Origin of the sequence: Luteimonas sp. MJ250, from assembly GCF_039548455.1 — a bacterium.
In the GTDB taxonomy this organism is placed as follows: domain Bacteria; phylum Pseudomonadota; class Gammaproteobacteria; order Xanthomonadales; family Xanthomonadaceae; genus Luteimonas.
This window is the reverse complement of record NZ_JBCLVB010000012.1, coordinates 204,060-225,014: the sequence shown is the minus strand read 5'-3', so window position 1 is coordinate 225,014 and position 20,955 is coordinate 204,060. Positions and strand designations below refer to the sequence as shown.

Below are 20,955 nucleotides of genomic sequence, written 5' to 3'. Positions count from 1 at the left end.
GACGTGCAAGACGGCACCCCAGCGTTGTTCCCGCGCACCCTGGCCCGCATTGGCGGCATTGCGCTGCTGGCGGGCGTGCTCGCGGCATGCGGCGGCGCGGGCGATGCTGCCCCTGCGCCGGACTCGATCGAAGGCCTGGACACGCTGGTCGTTCCCGCCGGCGAGGCCGCCGGGGGTCGCGACTGGGACGGCGTGGTGGAAGCGGTGCGCCACGCCACGCTGGCCGCGCAGACCAGCGGCCGCGTCGCGGAGGTGCGGCGCGACGTCGGCGAGCACGTGGCCGAGGGCGAGTTGCTGCTTCGCCTGACCGCCGTGGAGCAGCAGGCCGGCGTCGATGCCGCGCGCGCCGCGTTGCACGCCGCCGAGGCCGTGGCCCGGGAGGCCGACGCCAACTACCAGCGCTACCTGTCGCTGTCGCAAGGGCAGTACGTGTCGCGTGCGCAGCTGGAGCAGGCGCACGCGGTGCGCAATTCGGCGCGCGCCGCACGCGACGCCGCGCGCGCGCAGCTGTCCAATGTCGGCCAGCAGGCCGCCTACACCACCATCCGCGCGCCCTATGCCGGGATCGTCGCCTCCCGCGACGTCGAGCAGGGCGAAAGCGTCGGCGTCGGCCAGCCGTTGATCAGCGTGTTCGCGCCGGATGCGTTGCGGATCGAGGTCAGCGTGCCGCAGTCGGCGGCCGAGTCGATCCGCGCCCACCCGGTCGCACGCGTGCGCTTCCACGACGGACGCAGCGCGGATGCCGCCGGCGTGACCGTGTTCCCCGCCGGCGACGCCGCGACCCACGCGGTGCGCATCCGCATCGACCTGCCGGCGCTCGACCCGGTGCCGGCGCCGGGCAGCACCGCCAAGGTGGCGTTCCCGGCGGTGGCAGGTGCCGCGTTCCCGCGCATTCCGACCTCGGCGGTGGCCACGCGCGGCGAGGTCGCCGCCGCCTACGTGCTGGCCGACGGCCGGCTGTCGCTGCGCCAGCTGCGCCTGGGCGAAACCTCCGCCGGCCAGGCCGACGTGATCGCCGGCCTGCGCGCCGGCGAGACCATCGCCACCGACCCGGTCGCGGCGCGCCAGGCGCTGGTCGCCGCGCGCGGGGGCGACTGAGATGGCGACGCCCGACACCCCGCGGCTGGGCATTTCCGGCCGCCTCGCGCGCACCTTCCAGGCCAATCCGCTGACGCCGATCCTGGCCCTGCTCGGCCTGCTGCTGGGCGTGGTCGCGGTGATGATCACGCCGCAGGAGGAAGAGCCGCAGATCGACGTGACCATGGCCAACGTGATCGTGCCCTTCCCCGGCGCCGACGCGCGCCAGGTGGAGCAGATGGTGGCCTACCCGCTGGAGCAGACGCTCGCGGAGATCGAGGAGGTCAAGCACACCTATTCGGTCAGTCGCCCGGGGATGGCGGTGCTGACCGTGGAGTTCGAGGTCGGCGTGAAGCGCCAGCCGGCGCTGGTGCGCCTGTACGACAAGGTGTTCTCCAACCAGGACTGGATGCCCCGTGGCCTGGGCGTCGGCCAGCCGATCATCAAGCCCAAGGGCATCGACGACGTGCCGGTGATGGCGCTGACGCTGTGGACCGACGATCCGGACCGCGGCCCGCTCGAGCTGGCGCAGATCGCACACACGCTGGAAACCGAACTCAAGCGCATTCCCGGCACCCGCGACGTATTCACCATCGGCGCGCCCGAGCGCGCGCTGATGGTCGAACTCGACGCCACACGCCTGGCCAGCCACGGCCTGGCGGTCGAGGACCTCGCCGGCGCGCTGCAGGCCGCCAACCTCGCGCGCCAGGCCGGCGAGCGCGTCGGTGCCGAAGGCGTGGTGCAGGTGACCTCGGGTACCTTCCTCGCCGGGCACGAGGACGTGGCCGGGCTGGTGCTGGGCGTGGATGGCGGCCAGCCGGTGCGGCTGGGCGACGTGGCCCGGATCAGCGACGCCACCGACACCCCGTCAAGCTACGTCTGGCACGGCGCGCCGGCCGGCCGCGCGGGCCCGGACTCCGGCGTCGCGCCCGCGGTGACGCTGGCGATCGCCAAGAAGCCGGGCAGCAACGCCGCCGATATCACCACCACCGTGCTCGAGCGCATCGATGCGCTGCGCGGCCAGGTGATCCCCGAGGGCGTACATGTCGAGGTCAGCCGCGACTACGGCCTGACCGCGAGCGACAAGGCGAAGACGCTGATCAAGAAGCTGTTCTTCGCCACCTCGGCGGTGGTGCTGCTGGTGCTGTTCGCGCTCGGCCGCCGCGAGGCGCTGGTGATCGGCACCGCCGTGGTGCTGACCCTGTCGCTGACCCTGTTCGCGTCCTGGGCGATGGGCTTCACCCTCAACCGGGTGTCGCTGTTCGCGCTGATCTTCTCGATCGGCATCCTGGTCGACGACGCGATCGTGGTGGTCGAGAACATCCACCGGCACATGGCGCTAGGCGGGAAGAGCCTGCGCGAGGCGATCCCGCCGGCGGTCGACGAGGTCGGCGGCCCGACCATCTTGGCCACCTTCACCGTGATCGCGGCGCTGCTGCCGATGGCCTTCGTCAGCGGGCTGATGGGTCCGTACATGCGCCCGATCCCGATCAACGCCTCGGTCGGCATGCTGCTGTCGCTGGCGATCGCGCTGGTGGTGACGCCGTGGCTGTCGCTGAAGCTGCTGAAGCGGCACGGCGAAAGCGACGCTGCCGGGCCTGGCGGACCCATCGCGCACCACGGCGCGGCAGACGCGCCCGCCCCCGACGCGCGATCCGGCCATGCGCACGGGTCCATTGCCGCCCGCCTGCACCGCTTCTTCGACTGGCTGATGACGCCGTTCCTCGACCCCGCCCGCGGCGCGCGCCGCCGCCACCTGCTGTTCGCCTCCATGGCCGGGCTGGTGCTGCTGGCCGTGAGCCTGGCCGGCTTCAAGCTGGTGGTAATGAAGATGCTGCCCTTCGACAACAAGTCGGAGCTGCAGGTGGTGGTCGACCTGCCCGAGGGCCGCACGCTCGAGGACACCGGTGCGCTGCTCACCGAGCTGGCCGCGGTCATCGACCGGGTGCCCGAGGTGCTGCACTACCAGGGCTACGCCGGTACCGCCGCGCCGATCAACTTCAACGGCCTGGTGCGCCAGTACGACCTGCGCGCCGACGCCAACGTCGGCGACCTGCAGGTCAACCTGGTCGACCACCGCGAGCGCGATCGCAAGAGCCACGACATCGCCGTCGCCCTGCGCCCGCAGCTGGCCGAGGTCGGTCGCCGTCACGGTGCTTCGGTGAAGGTGGTAGAGGTGCCGCCGGGGCCGCCGGTGCTGTCGCCGATCGTGGCCGAGGTCTACGGGCCCGACTACGCACGCCAGCGCCGGATCGGCCTGGCGCTGGAGCAGCGCTTCCTCGCCACCGAGGGCATCGTGGACGTCGACACCAGCGTCGAGGCCAATGCCGCGCGCGAGGTGCTGGTGATCGACCGCGAGCGCGCCGCGCGCCTGGGCGTGTCGCAGTCGGCGATCGCCGACACCATCGCCGCGGGGCTGTCGGGCCATGACGCCACGTACATCATCGACGGCAGCTCCCGATACCCGCGCCCCATCCGCCTGCGCCTGCCCACCGCCGACCAGGCCACGCTCGACGGCGTGCTGTCGCTGCGCGTGCGCGGCGGCGACGGCCAGCTGGTGCCGCTGTCGGAGCTGGTCGAGGCGCGCGCGGACGCCTGGGACGGCGCCATCCACCACAAGGACCTGCTGCCGGTGGTGTACGTGATGGGCGACGAGAGCGGCCGCATCGACAGCCCGCTGTACGGCATGTTCGACCTGGTCGGCCAGGTGGCCGACAACGCCATCGACGGCCAGCGCCTGCAGCAGACCTTCATTGGCCAGCCGGAAGACACCGCCGGCTTTTCGATCAAATGGGACGGCGAGTGGCAGATCACCTACGAGACCTTCCGCGACATGGGCATCGCCTACGCCGCCGGCCTGGTGCTGATCTACCTGCTGGTGGTGGCCTACTTCGGCAACTACCTGGTGCCGCTGGTGATCATGGCGCCGATCCCGCTGACCGTGATCGGAGTGATGCCCGGGCACGCGCTGATGGGCATGCAGTTCACCGCCACCAGCATGATCGGCATGATCGCGCTGGCCGGGATCATCGTGCGCAACTCGATCCTGCTGGTGGACTTCATCAACCACCTGCTGGCACAGGGCCGCACGCCAGCGCAGGCGGTGATCGACGCCTGCGCGGTGCGCGCGCAGCCGATCGCGCTGACCGCGCTGGCGGCGATGGCCGGCGCGGGGTTCATCATCGACGATCCGATCTTCAACGGCCTCGGGATATCACTGCTGTTCGGCATCCTGGTGTCGACCGTGCTGACGCTGCTGGTCATCCCGCTGCTGTACTACGCACTGATCACGCGCAAGCCGCCGCAACCTGAGGTTTCCACGCCATGAGCATTGACAGCCCGATCCGCACCAGCCGCACCAGCCGCTTCGAGGCCGGCGCATGAGCACGCACCTCAAGGTCGCCTGCCCGCATTGCAGCGCGCTCAACCGCGTGCCGGACGAGCGCCTGGCCGACGGGCCGACCTGCGGCCGCTGCGGCAAGCCGCTGTTTACCGCCGCGCCTCTCGTGCTCGATGCGGGCAACTTCGACCTGCACTCCACGCGCTCGGACCTGCCGCTGCTGGTGGATTTCTGGGCACCCTGGTGCGGGCCGTGCCGGATGATGGCGCCCCACTTCGAGGCCGCCGCCGCGCAGCTGGAGCCGCGGATGCGCCTGGGCAAGCTCGACACCCAGGCCGAGCCCGCGCTGGGCACGCGCTTCGGCATCCGCAGCATTCCCACGCTGGCGCTGTTCCACGGCGGCCGCGAGATCGCGCGCACGTCCGGCGCGATGCAGGCCGCGGACATCGTGCGTTGGGCCACTTCGCAGCAGGCGCGCCCATGAAGCACATCGCCATCCTCGGCAGCGGCTTCGCCGCGCTCACCACCATCCGCAGGCTGCGTGCCCTGGGCGTGCGCGACGCGATCACCGTGGTGTCGCCGCGCAATGAACTGGTCTACCTGCCCAGCCTGATCTGGCTGCCCTCGGGCCAGCGCAGTGGCGACGACCTGCGCATCCCGCTGGCCCGCTTCTTCGAGCGCCAGGGCGTGCGCTGGCACCGCGGCAGCGTGCTGCAGGTGCTTGACGGCGGGCGCCGCGTGGCCACCGACCAAGGCGATATCCACAACGATGTGCTCGTGATCGCCACCGGCGGTCGCTACCTGCGCACGCTTCCCGGCATCGAGCACGCGGTCATCCCCTGCGAAGGCATCGCCGCTGCGGAATCGATCCGCGACCGGCTCGCGTCCATGGACGGCGGCACCATCGCGGTCGGGTTTTCCAGCAATCCGAAGGAGCCCGGCGCGGTGCGCGGCGGGCCGATGTTCGAGTTCCTGTTCGGCATCGACACCCTGCTGCGCCGGCAGGGGCGGCGCGAGCGCTTCAAGCTGATGTTCTTCAATCCGGCCGAGCAGCCCGGGCAGCGGCTCGGGCCGGCAGTGGTGGCGAAGATGCTGGCGCGCATGCAGGCGCTGGGCATCGACACCCACCTGGGCCACAAGCCGCTGCGCTTCGAGCCCGGCCGGGTGGTGACCGATGGCGGCGGGTTCGACGCCGACCTGATCCTGTTCATGCCCGGCCTGACCGGCCCGGCCTGGCTGGAAGGCAGTGCGCTGCCTCAGTCGGACGGCGGCTTCGTGGCCGCCGACGAAAGCTGCCGCGTGCGCGGCATGGAGCAGGTGTACGTGGCTGGCGACGCGGGCAGCTATCCCGGGCCCGAGTGGATGGCCAAACAGGCCCACCAGGCGGACCTGCAGGCCGGGGCCGTCGCGAAGAACATCGCAGCCGAAATACGCGGCGAGCCCACGCGTCATGGCTTCAAGACCGAACTGGTGTGTATCGTCGACGCGCTCGACAGCGGCATGCTTGTCTACCGCCGTGGCAGGCGGAATCTCGCATTGCCGCGAACGCGCGGCTTCCACTGGCTCAAGCAGTACTTCGAGGCGCGGTACCTCAAGGCTTACCGTTGACCCCCCGCTCCTGTCCTTCGGGAGACACGAAGTTCAGAGGGTGCTCAATTCATCCATCAATAGGCAGTTGGTCCGCGCTCTGTGGAGCGACTCCCCCACCGCCACCGCAGCATGCATTATTGATCTGGATCAATTAATCGGGCTGGATGTCAGTGCATCCTCGGCATGTCCCAATTCTCCCTGAGGTGCGCTATGCGGTCTTCAGAAGAGACCTCCCCTGCCACGGAGCCTCGCCACTGGATCGAGCGTCTGAGCGATGGCTGCCACGTCATCATTCGGCCGCTGTGCCGCTCCGATGAAGACGCAGAACGCGCATTCATCAAAAGCCTGTCCCCCGAGTCGCGCCGCGCCCGGTTCCTTGGCCATGTTTCGGAGCGGGACGATGCGCTCATCACGAAGCTCCTGGACATCGATCAGGTCAACGACGTAGCGGTTGCGGCCTTCTCGCCGGATATGTCAGGCGAGCGCATCGTAGGCGTCAGCCGCTACTCGGTTGGGCCGGACAAGGAGCGGTGCGAATGCGCAGTTGTCGTGGCGGATGACTGGCAGCGCAAAGGTCTGGGCTCCGCACTCATGGGCCGGTTGATCGAAATCGCGAAGCGCAGTGGGCTGCGGTCGATGGATTCGTTCGACCTCGCGAACAACCGCGACATGCATGATCTTGCCAAAAGACTTGGGTTCAGCGTGCGCTCCGATACCAACGATCCCCGCCAAGTGATCTATACGTTGCGGCTGGACGACTCCCTCGGGGCACAGCGTCACGTGCCATCGTGGGGCAACCGGGCTTGACTACCTCGCTGCGCCGATTCTTCCGGCGCACGACGCGAATGCGCCCCGCCGCAGCGCCGGCCGGCAGAACTATTCACTCGTTCGAATCAAGCCAGGCTTGCGCGGAGGCCGAAGTTCCAGCCATAGGCTGTAGGCGGCGGTGAGCGCGGGCAGCAGGTTCTGCAGCACGCCGACTGCGTCCTGCTTCTCCGAGAAGATGAAGTACGACAGCGTCAGCCCGCTGCCGCAGAGGCTGATGATCCAGAAGCTGCGCGGCACCACGGCACGGCCGGCGCGCCGCGACGCTCCGAACTGCACCAGCCAGCGCGCCCCGAACAGCATCGCGCCGGACAGCCCGATCAGCTTCCACGGCGTCATGGCGACGCCCGTCCACGCCAAGGCGGCGATGGTCTCGTTCACGGCAGAACCTCCAGGTCACGCGTGATGCGTTCATCGGCCACGGCGCAGGCACTGCGCCGCAGCAGCCACAGCATGCCGCGCAGGTCGCTGATTCCCACCAGTGCGCGGCTGAGGTTGTCGTACTTGCTCCGGCCGTGCAGCCGCGGGCGATGGTTGACCGGCACGCTCAGCGTCCGCCAGCCCGCGCGTTGCATCAGCGCCGGCAGATAGCGGTGCATGTGGTCGAAGGCGGGTAGCTCGAGGAAGGCTTCGCGCTCGAACAGCTTGATGCCGCATCCGGTGTCGGGGGTGGCATCGTGTAGCAGGCGCGCACGCAAGGTGTTGGCGAAACGCGAAGCCCAGCGCTTGCCGGCGGAGTCCTCGCGCTTCACGCGCCAGCCGGCCAACAGCCGTACGTCGGCCCCGGCCTCGGCGCGCGCCCGCAGCAGCCGGGGCAGGTCGGCGGGATCGTTCTGGCCGTCGCCGTCGAGCGTGGCGATCCACTCCGCGCGTGCCGCCTTGACACCGCTTCGCAGCGCCGCGCTTTGCCCACTGCGTAGGCGGTGGCGGAGCACGCGGAGGTGCGGCCGGGTGGCGCCGCAGGCCGCGAGAACGGCATCGGTGCCGTCGTCCGAGGCGTCGTCGACGCAGATGATTTCGTGATCGACGTCGCGCAGTGCGTCGTCGATCTCGTCCAGCAGCGCCGGCAGGTTGCCAGCCTCGTTATATGCCGGAACAACAATGCTGAGTTCGGACGACCAGGGGCCGCTTTGGCGGTGACTGTTCATGGCCATGCGCAGCATCCGGATAAGCCATCTTGGCTGCCGTTGTAGAGCACGTGCACACCTCATGTCCGCTACCGGGTGAAGGTGTCCAAATCGGATCCGCTGGAGCTGTATACAACAGGGGGTGATGGTACAAGCCGTTCGCGGCAAGCGACTCGTCGTTCTCGGATACTTGGCCCACGCTCTCTCTCATTTGCACGGGCAGCGTGCAGGCCAACAGCGGACGGCGCCGCTAGTCGTCCGCCATAGGAAGCACGTCTGCACCGGCGGCCGCTCCGCGAAGCAGCGGGAGCCGCACGATGAACTCACTTCCCCTGCCCGGTCCCTCGCTTGTTGCCTCCACCGTGCCTCCATGCAGCTCGACCAATCTCTGTACCAGAGCGAGCCCGACCCCCAGGCCACCGGATCTCTGGCCTCCAGCGCTATCCGCCTGAGTGAACAGCTCGAAGACCCGAGACAGCATGTCCCTCGAAATCCCCGATCCGTCATCACGAATCCGGATGGTGGCTACCCCACCCTCCTTGGCAGCCGAAAGCCAAACGTTTCCCCCCTCTGGAGTATATCTGGCCGCATTTGTGAGCAGGTTCACCACAACCTGGACCAGACGCGTGGGATCAGCACTTACCCACAATGGCTCGACACCCTGGCTGACGTCCATGTGGTGCTCACGGCTCTCTACGAGGGGTTGCGCCATTTCGATCGCATCTGCAAACACTGTGCGCAGGTCCACAAGTTCCTGACGTAGCATGAGGGTGCCGTTCCGGACTCGGGCCAAATCGAGCAAATCTTCGATCAGGCGGGCCATGTATGCGGTCTGGCGCTCAAGAGTGCAGAGAGTTCGTTCTGTAAGCTGGTCATCAATTTGAGGGCGCCTGAGGATCTGGGCGGCGAGACTGAGCACGGCCAAGGGAGTACGCAGCTCGTGTGCGACCGCACAGAGAAACTCGTCCTTTTGCCGGTCGGCTTGTTCAAGTTCGCGAGAGCGCCGGCGCAGTTCCTGCTCAAGTTGCCGGTGAGACGTGACGTCGCGGATGGTACTGGCGAAAAGACGTCCCCTTTCAGGGGGCAGCGGGCTGATGGAAACGTCGATCGGAAACTCGCTGCCATCCTTCCGCAAGCCATACAGATCGAGGCCGCTTCCCATTGGGCGCGGGCGGGGATCGGCACTGTAGGCACGCGCTTTTACAGCGTGTCGGTCACGGTACCTCTCCGGCATGAGCATCCCCAATGATCGACCCATGAGGTCCTCCCTCGAGTATCCGAACAGTTCCTCGACTTGCCTGTTGACCCGCACAATCGTCCCGCTGTCGTCGGTGATTACAACCGCGTCCGGAGCAGCCTCGAGGAAGTTGTGAAAGGGCTCCCCGGGCTCCCCCCCCTGGGGAGTCGGATTCGACGCTCGGGTCAACCTTTCCAGATTTCATCGCACTCCCCATCACGGTCGCCCCACCGAATCTGCATCAGACGACGAACCCCTGGCTTGGGCCCTTGACACACCGAAGTCGGTTACGGATGGCCCCTCGCCGCGCTATGAAGTGACATCCGATGGGAGGCTGACCGGTGACAGCGGGACGACGCTAGAGTTTCAGCACGACACGCCCCTCCACGCGTCCCCCGCGAAGGCGGTCCAGCACTTCGTTCACCGCCGACAATGGCTCCACGGTGAACCTGGTCGCCACCTTGCCCTCCGTTGCAAACTCGATGGCTTCAGCGAGATCCTGCCGCGTGCCGACGATCGAGCCGCGGATGGTGATGCGCTTCAGGACCACGGGAAAGATCGGTGTCGGAAAATCGCCGGGTGGCAGGCCGACGAGCGCGACCGTGCCGCCGCGTCGGACGCAGCCGATGGACTGGGCGAACGCCGCGGGGGAGACCGCCGTGACCAGGACTCCGTGCGCCCCGCCATCCGTCAGCTTCAGGACGTCTTGCGCAGCGCCTTCGCCGGAGCAGTTCACACACGCATCGGCACCCAATTCCCGGGCGAGCTTGAGCTTTTCATCGGACACATCCAGCGCGACCACGTGCAGACCCATCGCTTTCGCATACTGCACGGCCAGGTGACCCAGACCGCCGATACCCGAGATGGCGGCCCATTGCCCCGGCCGCACCTCGGTCTCCTTGAGCCCCTTGTAGCTCGTCACACCGGCACACAGGATCGGCGCCAGCGCCGCGAAGTCAGGGTTTGCCGGCAGGCGTCCCACGAACGCGGCTTGAGCGAGTGCGTATTCCGCGTAGGTCCCGTTCACGCTGTAGCCGGAGTTGTGCTGGGACTCGCACAGCGTTTCCCATCCCGTCCGGCAGTACTCGCAGACGCCGCAGGCGTCATGCAGCCATGGGATGCCGACGGCATCCCCTTCGCGGATCCCGGTGACGCCAGCACCAAGCGCAGCGACATAGCCCACGCCCTCGTGCCCCGGGATCAGGGGGAGCGTCGGCTTGACCGGCCAGTCACCATCGATTGCGTGCAGGTCGGTGTGGCACACGCCTGACGCTTCTATCCTGACAAGAACCTGGCCCGGGCCCGGGGAGGGGATGGGCATGTCCTCCAACCCCAAGGGCGCCCGCAGTTGCCGAGCCACCGCCGCCCGCATCGTGCTCATTCGGCTTGCCTCCTGTGTCTGCTGCCCCTGCTTACTGCTCCCAGGAACGCAAGGGCATTGCTATGGCTACGAAGAAAGCAATCGGGGCAGGCCAACTCCCGGGGACCATCCTGCGGCTAGCGGCTGGCCAGGTCCACGATTCAACGCGGATACTGCCTGCCGGGCCACCGTCAGCAGCGCAGTACCAAGGCGACGGCAGGGGCACATGCAGTTGCCAGCAATACCAGGGGCCAGAGGTTTCCGTCACGGAAGCGGTACGCCGCTCGGAGCTCAGACCATGCCTTTCCCTGCACCAGTCCCAGCCCGCATTCGAACGCGATGGTCATCAGCAGCCAGCCTGCCCCGACGGCCGCGGCCTGGGCGCCGGTCCGGAGGCCCATCCAGGAGGCTGCCAAACAGGCCACCCAGATGACGATGGCGGCCAACAGGATTCCGCTCGCAGCGAAGGCCATCCGCTTCCCAAGCAGCGGCAGCAACAGGGCCTCACGAAGCGCACCATTGGCGAAGGCCAACACCAGGATTCCCGCCCATACTGCCAGGGCAAGCGTCGCGAGCTCACTCATCCGGATCTCCAGTCAAACGACGTGGTGAGGCCACGCGCCTCGAGGCCGATCATGGCTTCCCGGCTTCATTGCCGGCTGACTTGGCGTAGATTGTTCCCGCATAGTTCGTGGCAGTCGCAGCGTGGACATCTCAAGGAGGCCCTGATGCTGCCATCCCCTGGTCCCACCCTCCAGTTTCTCGGCGCCACGGGTACCGTCACCGGGTCGCGCTACCTGGTCGAAAGTGGTGGCACCCGCGTCCTTGTCGACTGTGGCCTGTTCCAGGGCTACAAGGTACTTCGCGAGCGCAACTGGCGGCCGTTTCCGGTTCCGGCGGATTCCATCGACGCGGTCGTGCTGACGCATGCGCACCTCGATCATTCCGGCTATCTGCCCCGCCTGGTCCGCGAAGGCTTTCGCGGGCCGGTGTACTGCACGCGCGCGTCGCGCGATCTCTGCGGCCTGCTGCTTCCCGACAGCGGCCGGCTGCTTGAAGAGGAGGCCCGGTTCGCGGCGCTGAAGGGCTATTCGCGGCATGCCAGACCGGAGCCCCTGTACGACGAGGAGGCCGCGCGCGCCGCGCTCCGGCAGCTGCGCCCCATCGAATTCGGGCGGCAGTTCGAGCTGCCGGGCGGCATGTCCGCCAGCTTCATCGTCGCCGGGCATATCCTCGGCGCCGCGCAGGTGACGCTCACGGTAGCCGGCCGTCGACTGCACTTCACCGGCGACCTTGGCCGTCCGGCGGACGCCCTGCTCCCTCCGCCGGCGCCACTTCCGCCCTGCGATGTCCTGGTCTGCGAGTCCACCTACGGCGACCGCAGCCATCCCCATGTGGACGGCGAGACGGAAATCGCGACGGTGATCCGGCGCGTGGCCGCGCGTGGTGGTGTCGCCGTCGTCCCCGCCTTCGCGGTGGGTCGCGCGCAGGAGCTGCTGCTCCACCTTGCACGTCTCCAGCAGGGTGGCACGATCCCGCGCGTGCCCGTTTACCTGAACAGCCCGATGGCGTCGAAGGCCACGTCGCTGTATCGGAGCCATATCGGCGAACACCGGCTGTCGGCGCAGGACTGTGACGCGCTGTTCGGCATTGCAACGATCATCGAGGACGTCGAGGCCTCCAAGGCGCTGAACCGTCGCCGCGGACCTATGGTCATCATCTCCGCCAGCGGCATGCTGACGGGGGGCCGGGTGCTGCACCACGTCGAGGCCTTCGGCCCGGACCCGCGCAATGCGATCCTGCTGTCGGGCTACCAGGCCGGCGGCACCCGCGGCGCCGCGCTGCGGGATGGCCAACGAACGCTTCGGATGTTTGGTCGCAACGTCGACATCCGTGCCGAGGTCGTGCAGTTGCAGTCGTTTTCCGCACATGCCGACGCGGACGAGATCCTGGCCTGGCTGGCCCGGTCCGCAACACCGCCGTCCAGCATCTACGTCACCCACGGCGAGCCGACCGCCGCGGATACCCTGCGCGCCCGCATGCGGCGGGAGCTCGGCTGGAATGCCCGGGTTCCGGACCAGATGGAGCGGGTGGACCTTGGCGTTGCGGCCGATGCAGCACGAGATTGATCCTGCACTCCTGACGACCGCCCAGGGTGGCCTCTCCACTGCCGAGGCCGCTGCACGCCTGGCGCAGCATGGCGCCAACGACATCCTGCCGCCGATGCGCGGCGGTGTCTGGCGCCTGCTCGCTGCCAGCCTTGCCGACCCGATGCTGTGGTTCCTGCTGGTCAGTTCCGGCTTGTTCGTGCTGGTGGGGCAACGCAACGAGGCCCTGGTGCTGCTGGCGGCGATCGTGCCGCTGTTCGGCATGGACGCCTTCCTGCACGGGCGCACGCAGACCAGTACCGCCGCACTCGCGGCGCGGCTTGCCGACCACGCGGACGTCATCCGCGACGGCGTCCGCCGCACCATCGACAGCCGCGGGCTGGTTCCCGGCGACCGCGTCATTGTCAGCGCCGGCAACTGGGTTCCCGCGGATGGCGTGCTGAGCACCGGCGAGGGCGTCCAGATCGACGAGTCCGCGCTGACCGGCGAATCCTTCCCGGTGCGCAAGCAGCCGGTGCCCGAGGGTGCGATCGACCGCACCATCTCCAATGATCACTGGCTGTCCGCCGGCACGCGCCTGCTGACCGGTGAGGCCGCGCTGCTGGTCGCCGCGACCGGCCCGGGCACGCTGTACGGAGAGCTCGCGCGCTCCGCACAGGCGGTGGCGCAGGAGGCGACGCCGCTGCAGCGCTCGATCAGGCGACTCACCGCCGTGCTCCTGGCCGTCGCCGTGGGCCTGTGCGTGCTGCTTGCCGTGGTGCGCCTCTGGCAGGGCTTCGGCTTCATCGATGCGCTGCTTGCCGCGATCACCCTGGCGGTGGCCGCACTGCCCGAGGAGTTTCCACTCGTGTTCGCAGCCTTCCTCGGCGTCGGCGTCTACCGTCTCGCGCGCCGGCGCGCCCTGGTGCGGCGCGCGGTGGCGGTCGAGAACATCGGCCGTATCACCTGCATCTGCACCGACAAGACGGGCACGCTCACCGAGGGCCGGGTGCAGCTTTCGCATCTCGTTCCTGCCGAGGGCGTCTCGCGTGAGCGCCTGCTGCACGCGGCCGCGGGTGCCTCGGGACCCGACAGCCGCGACCCGGTCGACGAGGCCATCGTCGCGCTGGCAGGAACCGTGGTGGCGGCGCTGACGTTTCCCTTCAGCGAGGCACGCCGACGGCAGGTGGGTCTGGTCGACGACGCCGACGGCCGCCTTGCGGTCATGAAGGGTGCACCCGAAACGGTGCTGGGCCACTGCAGCCTGGAGCCTGGTGCGGCCAGGGAGTGGCTGGAACGTGTGGGCACGCTGGCCGCTGAAGGCCACAAGATGCTGGCCTGCGCCGAGCGGCGCGTCGCCAGCGAAGCCACCGCCGAACCCGACGACGGCTACACCTTCCTCGGCTTGCTGGCCTTCGAGGATCCGCTGCGCCCAGGCGTGGCCGACGCCGTGGCTGCGGCGCGTCGCCACGGCATCCGCGTGATCATGCTCACCGGCGACCATCCGGCGACCGCGGTCGCGATTGCCACCGAACTCGGGCTTGGCGATGGCCACCCGAGTGTGCGCCAGGGCGATGAGGTGGTTGCCGACAAGGCGCCCCTGCCCGACGTCGTCGCGCGCTGCCTTCCCGGGCAGAAGCTGGTGCTCGTGCAGCGCCTGCAGCGCCAGGGCGAACGCGTGGCGGTGACCGGCGACGGCATCAACGACGTCCCCGCGTTGCGGGCCGCCGATGTCGGCATCGCGATGGGCGGCCGCGGCACCCGTGCAGCACGCGACGCCGCGGCCATCGTGTTGCTCGACGACGATTTCTCCACGCTGGTGCGCGCCATTGCCGAGGGCCGGCAGTTGTTCACCAACCTGCGCGCGAGCTTCGCGTTCCTGCTGCTCGTGCACATTCCGCTGGTGCTGACCGCGGCCGTGCTGCCGCTTGCCGGGCAGCCGCTGCCCTATCTCCCGATGGTGATCGTGCTGCTGGAACTGGCGATTCACCCGCTTGCATTGCTGGCGTTCCAGCAAGGGGCCGACGACGTCCCGACGGCCCTTGCACCCGCTGGCGCACGGATCTTCCACCGCGGCCAGGTGGTGTGGCTGCTGGTTGGCGGCGTGCTCGCGACCCTGGCGGTGATGGCCGGATGGTTCATGTGGATCGACGAGGACGTCGGCCTGGCGCGGTCGATGGTGGCCGGCCTGCTGATCGCAGTCGCCGTTGGCAGCGCCGCAGGACTGTCCGGCCTGCGCGGCGCCCTTGCCCGCCGTGTGGTCGCGGCGGTGGCGGTGGGCGGCTTCGGCATGCTGCTGTGGCCGCCGGCCGCGGCCTTGCTGGACCTCACGGTGCCACCCTTGGGTGCAATCGTCCCGTTCGCGGCGATGCTGCTCGCGGCAGCCGCGCTCGGGTCGGTGCTGCGTGGGCGGCACTCGCCTCCACAACCGGCTCGCCCACCCGCGTGACCACATCAGCCCGACGCCCGCCGCAACTTCCACAGCAACAGTCCGGTCATCCAGACAGGCGGGCAGCACGACCGCCCCTCAGTGGGACCCCATGGCAAAGATCTCCGGATGGGCCGAGGCATACGCGAGTCCGAAGTCCAGCCCACCCCGGGTGCCCGCCTGCACGACAAGCAGTTCGTCGCCACGCTTCACGCGGTCACCCACGCGCCAGACGCAGCGCACGCCTGCCGTCGGATCGCGCGGCGCACCCGCCAGCTTCGCGACACGCGCCAGATGGCGGTCGTGGATGGACAGGATGGCGCCATCGCCTTGGGCACGAAACGATCCCACGTACCGCACGGCCGGCGGCTCGCTGAATCCGCCCTGGGCCTCGCAGATGGCCAGGAACTTCTGCAGTGCCTGCCCCGACTGCAGCACGTCGAGGGCCCGCGCGCGCCCTGCCCCGGGCTGTGATCCGGGCAGGAGGTCCAGGACCGCCCCGGCCACATCGAGCGAGCGTTCCCGGAGGTCCGCTGGCGCATCCGCCTCGTTGCGCAGAACCGCCAGCACGTCGCGCGCTTCCAGCGTCGGGCCGATGCCCCACCCCACCGGCTGTCGGTCATCGGACAGGTGGATACCGACCCGCAGGCCCACGCCCTCGCCGACGAAGGCCAGCCGGCGTGCGATGGCGTCCGCCGCCGCGTGTGTCCGGACCTTGGCCGTCGGACCGACCGGGATGTCGATCAGCACATGGGTCGAGCCGGCCGCGGCCTTCTTCGACAGGATGCTCGCGACCATCTGGCCGTCGCTGTCGAAGTCGAGGGGCCGTTCGACCTGGATCAGCAGGTCGTCGGCGAGACTGAGATGCATCCGCCCCCCGGAGGCCAGGCAGCCCCCATGCGCCTCCACGACGCGCCGCATCAGGTCGAGGCCGAGGTCGACACGGGTCATCGTCGCCATGACGTCCGCCGTGCCTGCCGGGGAGGTGATGGCGGGGGAGGAGGTCTTCGGAACCCGGTACCCGAGTGCCGCGACGATGGGGACGACAATCGGTGAGGTCCTGTTCCCGGGCAGTCCACCGACGCAGTGCTTGTCGAGGACGAAGCCGTCGCCCCAGTCGAGCCGCTCGCCGACCGCGATCATCGCCCGCGTCAGGGCGACCGTTTCATCGAGATCCAGCCGATCACCCGCGCAGGCGGTGGCGAACGCGGCGATCTCAAGGTCCGACAACCGCGATGCGAGCAGGTCGTGCAGGATCGCGTCGAAGTCCGCTTCGACAAGGCGGATGTCGAAGACCTTCGCCCTGACATGGTCGGTGGACCCGGCGGCCGCGGCGTGCGCACTCATGGTGGGTTAGGTAACGCGTAGAACGCTGCTTCGGTGCGGACGAGGTCAGGAGCTCACATCGTCCCGGCATCTTGCGACCCCAAGTCGATTTGGCCGTCCAGATGCTGACGGGGATCAAGAACCGGTCCATCACGACCTAGAGTGCTGCCCAGCGCGGCACCGATCTCTCCGAACGAAGTCCTAACTTCGGGCTAATCAGGGGGTAATCCGGCGCTCGCAGCATGCGCTCCCATGGATACCCCATCTGCAATTCGTCACCCCCGCCCCTGGGCCCGCTGCGAATGCGTTGAGCCTGGCGACCCTGCACGCGACGAGGTCGAACACTTCATCGGCCACGCGTACCGCGTCCGCTATGGCGCCCTGCTGCGCAGCTTTTTGCCGCATCTGCTGGCCTTCCGCGACGATGCCGGGCGACTGCAGGCCGCGGTGGGCCTGCGCCTCGGTTCCGAGGGCCCGCTGTTTGTCGAGCAGTACCTCGACGGCCCGGCCGAGGCCGCGATCGCCGCCCATGGCCGTGAAGTCGCGCGGCGGTGCGAGCTGGTCGAGGTGGGCAATCTCGCGGCGTTGCGTGGCGGTGACGCGCGTGCGTTGATCGTGCACCTTGCCGGGACACTGCACGCGGCAGGGCTGCGCTGGGTCCTGTTCACCGCCACCCGGCAGTTGCGCAACGCGTTCGATCGCCTGCACCTGGATACCATCGTGCTTGCTGACGCGGACCGCTCGCGTTTGCATGGCGACGCCCGCGACTGGGGGCGGTACTACGATGTGCAGCCGCAAGTACTGTTCGGCGACCTGTCCGCGGCGCATGCGTTTCTGCAGGCACCGGCCAGGACGGCGCCGCAGCGCGTAAAGCAGCCGGATCCTGTCGTGATGGGGGCTCTCGGATGATGGGATTCGGCGACCTGCTCCAGTCGTTGGAGACGACGACGACCCGCGTGCTCGGCAGCGACGGCTGCCTTGACGGCGCGACGTTGCGCGCGCACGCGCTCGCCATTGCCGATGCGCTGCAGGCCCGTGGTGCACGCGTCATTGCAAGCCGACTCGACAATGGTCCGGACTGGCTCGCGCTCGATCTCGCACTGCGCGCGCTCGGGCTTGTGCACGTCCCGCTCCCCACGTTCTTCAGCCCATCGCAGGCCAGGCACGCACTTGCCCGCAGTGGTGCCGAGCTCCTGGTCCTGGCCGACGATGGGTCGTCTGCCGGCGACGCGGTGCGCCTGGTTCCCGGCCTGCGGGCGCGCTTTCTCGCCACGTGGCACACGCCGCTTCCCGTCGGCACCGCGTGCATTACCTTCACTTCCGGCACGACTGGCCAGCCCAAGGGAGTATGCATCGATGCACCCGCACTGCTGACGGTGGCAGGCGCGCTGGTCGGCGCGGCGCGGCCCCTCGCACCCACCCGCCATCTGTGCCTGATGCCGCTGTCCACGCTGCTGGAAAACATCTCCGGCCTGTACGGCGCCCTGCTGTCCGGTGCGGACATCGCAGTGCCACCGCTGGGCGACGTCGGTTACAGCGGCGCCGCGGGACTCGACGTGACGCGCCTGGTCGCGTCCCTGCATCGCTACGCGCCACACAGCGTCATCGTTTTCCCGCAACTGCTGTCGGCCCTGGTCATGGCCGCGGAGCAGGGAGTCGCGTTGCCTGCATCGCTGCGGTTTGTCGCAGTCGGCGGCGGCCGCGTCGGACCCGCACTGCTGTCGCGTGCGGCCGCGCTCGGGATGCCCGTGTTCGAAGGCTATGGCTTGAGCGAGTGTGTTTCGGTGGTTGCCCTGAACAGGCCAGGTGCGGTGCGGCCCGGCAGCGTCGGACGCCCGCTTCCGCACGCGAACGTGTCGGTCGTCGATGGCGAGCTGCACGTCGAGGGCGTGCGCTGCCTGTCGTACCTTGGCGAGGATGGCCCACCCTCCGGCCCGATCGCCACCGGCGATCTCGGCCATGTCGACGACGACGGGTTCGTCCACGTCACCGGCCGTCGCAAGCACATGTTCATCACCAGCTTCGGTCGCAACATCTCTCCCGAATGGGTTGAGGGCGAACTGCTGCAGCACCCCTTGTTCGCACAGGCGGTCGTCTTGGGCGAGGGCCGGCCGTTCAACGTCGCCGTTGCGTGGCTGCGAGATCCCGAAGCGGACGCCGCGACCGTCCAAAGCGCGCTGGACGCCGTCAATGCCGGCCTGCCGGACTACGCGCGGGTCGCCCACGTGATCCGGGCCCCGCGACCGTTCTCCTCCGCGGGCGGCTTCCTCACCGACAACGGCCGTCCGCGGCGCGATGTGATCGCGCGGGCTCACGTCGACGCCATTGCCCACGCCTATGACGAGCTCGACCCCACTCCACTTCCCATGGAACTGAACGCATGACCTTTCATGACCGCCTGCTGGCCGAAACCGCCGACGTGCGCGCTGTGCTCGTCACCTTGCCGATCATCCAGCGCGCACTCTCCGGCGACATCACGCGCGAGACCTACGTCGACTTCCTGACCCAGGCCTACCACCACGTGCGCCACACCGTGCCGCTCCTGATGGCATGCGGCGCACGCCTCCCGGCGCGGCTGGAATGGCTGCGGACCGCCATCGGCGAATACATCGAGGAGGAGATGGGCCACCAGGAATGGGTACTCGACGACATCGCCGCCTGCGATGCCGACCGCGCGGCCGCTGCTGCCTCGGAACCGTCGCTGGCCACCGAGCTGATGGTCGCGTACGCCTACGACACCATCGCGCGTGGCAACCCCGTCGGCTTCTTCGGCATGGTGCTGGTGCTGGAGGGCACCAGCGTCGCGCTGGCGACGCACGCGGCCACCAGCATCGAAAGCTCGCTAGGCCTCCCGCGCACAGCCTTCAGCTACCTGCTGTCCCATGGCGACCTCGACATCGAACACGCCGGCTTCTTCCAGAGCCTGATGAACCGCCTGAACGACCGGGACGACCAGGCTGCGGTGGTCCGCGCGGCGCGGCGCTTCTATGTGCTGTACGCCGACGTGTTCCGCACGCTGCACGCGCCCGGCCTTGACGTGCGCCGCGCGGAGGCCGCGTGATGGAGCTCCAGGACACAACCGTGCTGCTGACCGGCGCCACCGGCGGCATCGGTGTGGCGCTGGTGGCCACGCTGGTCGCGCGCGGTGCGCACGTGCTGGCGGTCGCGCGGGATGCGGCCCGGTTGTCGGCGCTGGCGCGGGCTCACCCGGCAGGCGCGGTCACTCCGTTCGCCGCCGATCTCACCGAGGCCGTTGATCGCGCGGCCCTGCTGGCGCGCGTACGCACGCTGGTGCCCTCGCCATCGGTGCTGCTGCTCGCTCACGCCCGGCCCGCGTTCGGCCTGTTCCCGACCCAGGACGACGCCGAGCTCGCGGCCCTGGTGGAGACCAATCTCATCGCGCCCATGCAGTTGATCCGTGGCCTGCTGCCCGTATTGCAATCGCATCCCCAGGCCGCAGTGGTTGCCATCGGCTCCACTTTCGGCAGCCTTGCCTTTCCGGGATTCTCAGCCTACAGCGCGTGCAAGTTCGGGCTGCGCGGGCTGATTGAGGGCCTGGGGCGGGAGTACGCGGACACCCCGGTGCGCTTCCAGTACCTGGCGCCGCGCGCGACGAACACCGCGTTCAACTCGCCGGCCGTGAATGCGCTGAACCACGCACTCGGCACACGCGTCGATGCGCCGGCTGCGGTCGCCGAGACGCTGGTGCGCGCGATCGAGCACGGCACCCGGCGCCGTCAGCTCGGCTGGCCCGAAGCGCTGTTCGCACGCCTCAATGGCGTGATGCCCGCCCTTGTCGACCGCAGCCTCGCGCGGCAACTGCCGCTGATTCGCCACCACGCCGGTGGCTTCGCCTCCGCCGCCTTCCAGGAGCATCGTCATGATCCACTCGCACTTTGAGCGATTCGCCGCTATTGCCCTTGCCGTCTGCCTCGCCGTTTCCGCTCTTGCATCGGCCGCGGAGCCGGCCGCGTCGGTCGTCGCCATTCGTGATCAGTGGGCACAGACCATGTACGTCACGCCGAAGCCCGAACGCGAGGCAGCGCTGACTGCCCTCGCCGCCACAGCCGAAGCCGTGGTCGCAGCGCGACCGCGCGATCCCGACGCGCTGATCTGGGACGGTATCGTGCGTTCCAGCCTGGCCGGCGAACGCGGGGGTCTTGGCGCGCTGTCGCTCGCCAAGCAGGCACGGCGGGATTTCGAGGCTGCGATCGCGCTCGACTCTGCAGCCCTCGGCGGCGCAGCGCATACCAGCCTGGGGGCGCTGTACTACCAGGTGCCTGGCTGGCCGCTGGGGTTTGGCAACGAGGCCAAGGCACGCGAGCACCTGCAGCGCGCGCTCGTGATCGATGCCACCGATATCGATGCGAACTACTTCTACGGCGATTTTCTCCGGGACCAGGGCGATTGGGCCGGCGCCGCGACGGTGTTCGAGAAGGCAATCGCCGCGCCGCCCCGTGCCGGAAGGGACGTCGCCGACCGCGGTCGCCGCAGCGAGGCCGCACGCAAGCTCGCCGAGGTGCGCAGGCATCTTGCCAGCCGCTGAGCTTGGTCACAG

General features: G+C 69.0%; 18 protein-coding genes. 12 read left to right on the top strand and 6 right to left on the bottom strand.

Annotated features, from left to right (window positions below; translation table 11 throughout):
- Positions 1-3 precede the first annotated feature (3 nt).
- From WCE37_RS10725 to WCE37_RS10705, 5 genes are all read left to right on the top strand, one after another.
- Entirely contained in the window at positions 4-1,098 is a 1,095-nt protein-coding gene (locus WCE37_RS10725) for an efflux RND transporter periplasmic adaptor subunit (protein ID WP_343279351.1), read from the top strand.
- A gap of 1 nt (position 1,099) precedes the next feature.
- Positions 1,100-4,405: an efflux RND transporter permease subunit gene (locus WCE37_RS10720; RefSeq protein WP_343279350.1), complete on the top strand. Its 3,306-nt coding sequence runs from the start codon at positions 1,100-1,102 to the stop codon at positions 4,403-4,405.
- Between the two features lie 52 nt (positions 4,406-4,457).
- Entirely contained in the window at positions 4,458-4,901 is a 444-nt protein-coding gene (gene trxC / locus WCE37_RS10715; protein ID WP_343279349.1) for a thioredoxin TrxC, read from the top strand.
- Positions 4,898-6,025: an FAD-dependent oxidoreductase gene (locus WCE37_RS10710; RefSeq protein WP_343279348.1), complete on the top strand. Its 1,128-nt coding sequence runs from the start codon at positions 4,898-4,900 to the stop codon at positions 6,023-6,025. The genes trxC and WCE37_RS10710 overlap by 4 nt, the downstream gene beginning before the upstream one ends.
- A gap of 192 nt (positions 6,026-6,217) precedes the next feature.
- Entirely contained in the window at positions 6,218-6,814 is a 597-nt protein-coding gene (locus WCE37_RS10705; protein WP_343279347.1) for a GNAT family N-acetyltransferase, read from the top strand.
- Between the two features lie 69 nt (positions 6,815-6,883).
- Here WCE37_RS10705 and WCE37_RS10700 read toward each other — a convergent pair whose 3' ends face one another.
- From WCE37_RS10700 to WCE37_RS10680, 5 genes are all read right to left on the bottom strand, one after another.
- Entirely contained in the window at positions 6,884-7,171 is a 288-nt protein-coding gene (locus tag WCE37_RS10700) for a lipid-A-disaccharide synthase N-terminal domain-containing protein (protein ID WP_343279437.1), read from the bottom strand.
- Between the two features lie 38 nt (positions 7,172-7,209).
- The gene (locus tag WCE37_RS10695) at positions 7,210-7,980 is read right to left on the bottom strand and encodes a glycosyltransferase family 2 protein (RefSeq protein WP_343279436.1); all 771 of its coding nucleotides are present in this window, start codon (positions 7,978-7,980) and stop codon (positions 7,210-7,212) included.
- A gap of 229 nt (positions 7,981-8,209) precedes the next feature.
- A complete protein-coding gene (locus WCE37_RS10690) occupies positions 8,210-9,385 on the bottom strand; it encodes an ATP-binding protein (protein WP_343279346.1) in 1,176 nt (391 codons plus the stop codon).
- Positions 9,386-9,554: 169 nt separating this feature from the next.
- Positions 9,555-10,577, bottom strand: coding sequence for a zinc-dependent alcohol dehydrogenase (locus tag WCE37_RS10685; protein ID WP_343279345.1), 1,023 nt, complete (start codon positions 10,575-10,577; stop codon positions 9,555-9,557).
- Between the two features lie 170 nt (positions 10,578-10,747).
- Positions 10,748-11,140 (bottom strand): hypothetical protein, encoded by a 393-nt coding sequence (locus WCE37_RS10680; RefSeq protein ID WP_343279344.1) that lies wholly within the window; start codon positions 11,138-11,140, stop codon positions 10,748-10,750.
- A 144-nt stretch (positions 11,141-11,284) separates the two neighbouring features.
- Here WCE37_RS10680 and WCE37_RS10675 point away from each other — a divergent pair, with 144 nt between their 5' ends.
- Both WCE37_RS10675 and WCE37_RS10670 read left to right on the top strand, forming a co-directional pair.
- Positions 11,285-12,685, top strand: coding sequence for an MBL fold metallo-hydrolase (locus WCE37_RS10675; protein WP_343279343.1), 1,401 nt, complete (start codon positions 11,285-11,287; stop codon positions 12,683-12,685).
- Positions 12,669-15,092 (top strand): cation-transporting P-type ATPase, encoded by a 2,424-nt coding sequence (locus WCE37_RS10670; RefSeq protein ID WP_343279342.1) that lies wholly within the window; start codon positions 12,669-12,671, stop codon positions 15,090-15,092. Before WCE37_RS10675 ends, WCE37_RS10670 begins: the two co-directional genes overlap by 17 nt.
- A gap of 78 nt (positions 15,093-15,170) precedes the next feature.
- On the opposite strand, the gene WCE37_RS10665 is transcribed toward WCE37_RS10670, so the two are convergent.
- Positions 15,171-16,418 (bottom strand): thymidine phosphorylase, encoded by a 1,248-nt coding sequence (locus WCE37_RS10665; RefSeq protein WP_343279341.1) that lies wholly within the window; start codon positions 16,416-16,418, stop codon positions 15,171-15,173.
- Positions 16,419-16,649: 231 nt separating this feature from the next.
- On the opposite strand from WCE37_RS10665, the gene WCE37_RS10660 reads away from it, so the two are divergent.
- Genes WCE37_RS10660 through WCE37_RS10640 form a run of 5 tightly spaced genes read left to right on the top strand, consistent with a single transcriptional unit; the run spans position 16,650 to position 20,943 of the window.
- Entirely contained in the window at positions 16,650-17,306 is a 657-nt protein-coding gene (locus WCE37_RS10660; RefSeq protein WP_343279340.1) for a thermostable hemolysin, read from the top strand.
- Positions 17,303-18,781, top strand: a complete 1,479-nt coding sequence (locus WCE37_RS10655; protein WP_343279339.1) for an AMP-binding protein — start codon at positions 17,303-17,305, stop codon at positions 18,779-18,781. The genes WCE37_RS10660 and WCE37_RS10655 overlap by 4 nt, the downstream gene beginning before the upstream one ends.
- Complete coding sequence (locus WCE37_RS10650; RefSeq protein WP_343279338.1) at positions 18,778-19,458, top strand: iron-containing redox enzyme family protein; 681 nt, start codon at positions 18,778-18,780, stop codon at positions 19,456-19,458. The genes WCE37_RS10655 and WCE37_RS10650 overlap by 4 nt, the downstream gene beginning before the upstream one ends.
- Positions 19,458-20,297: an SDR family oxidoreductase gene (locus tag WCE37_RS10645; protein WP_343279337.1), complete on the top strand. Its 840-nt coding sequence runs from the start codon at positions 19,458-19,460 to the stop codon at positions 20,295-20,297. The genes WCE37_RS10650 and WCE37_RS10645 overlap by 1 nt, the downstream gene beginning before the upstream one ends.
- The gene (locus tag WCE37_RS10640; RefSeq protein WP_343279336.1) at positions 20,278-20,943 is read left to right on the top strand and encodes a hypothetical protein; all 666 of its coding nucleotides are present in this window, start codon (positions 20,278-20,280) and stop codon (positions 20,941-20,943) included. Before WCE37_RS10645 ends, WCE37_RS10640 begins: the two co-directional genes overlap by 20 nt.
- Positions 20,944-20,955 lie beyond the last annotated feature (12 nt).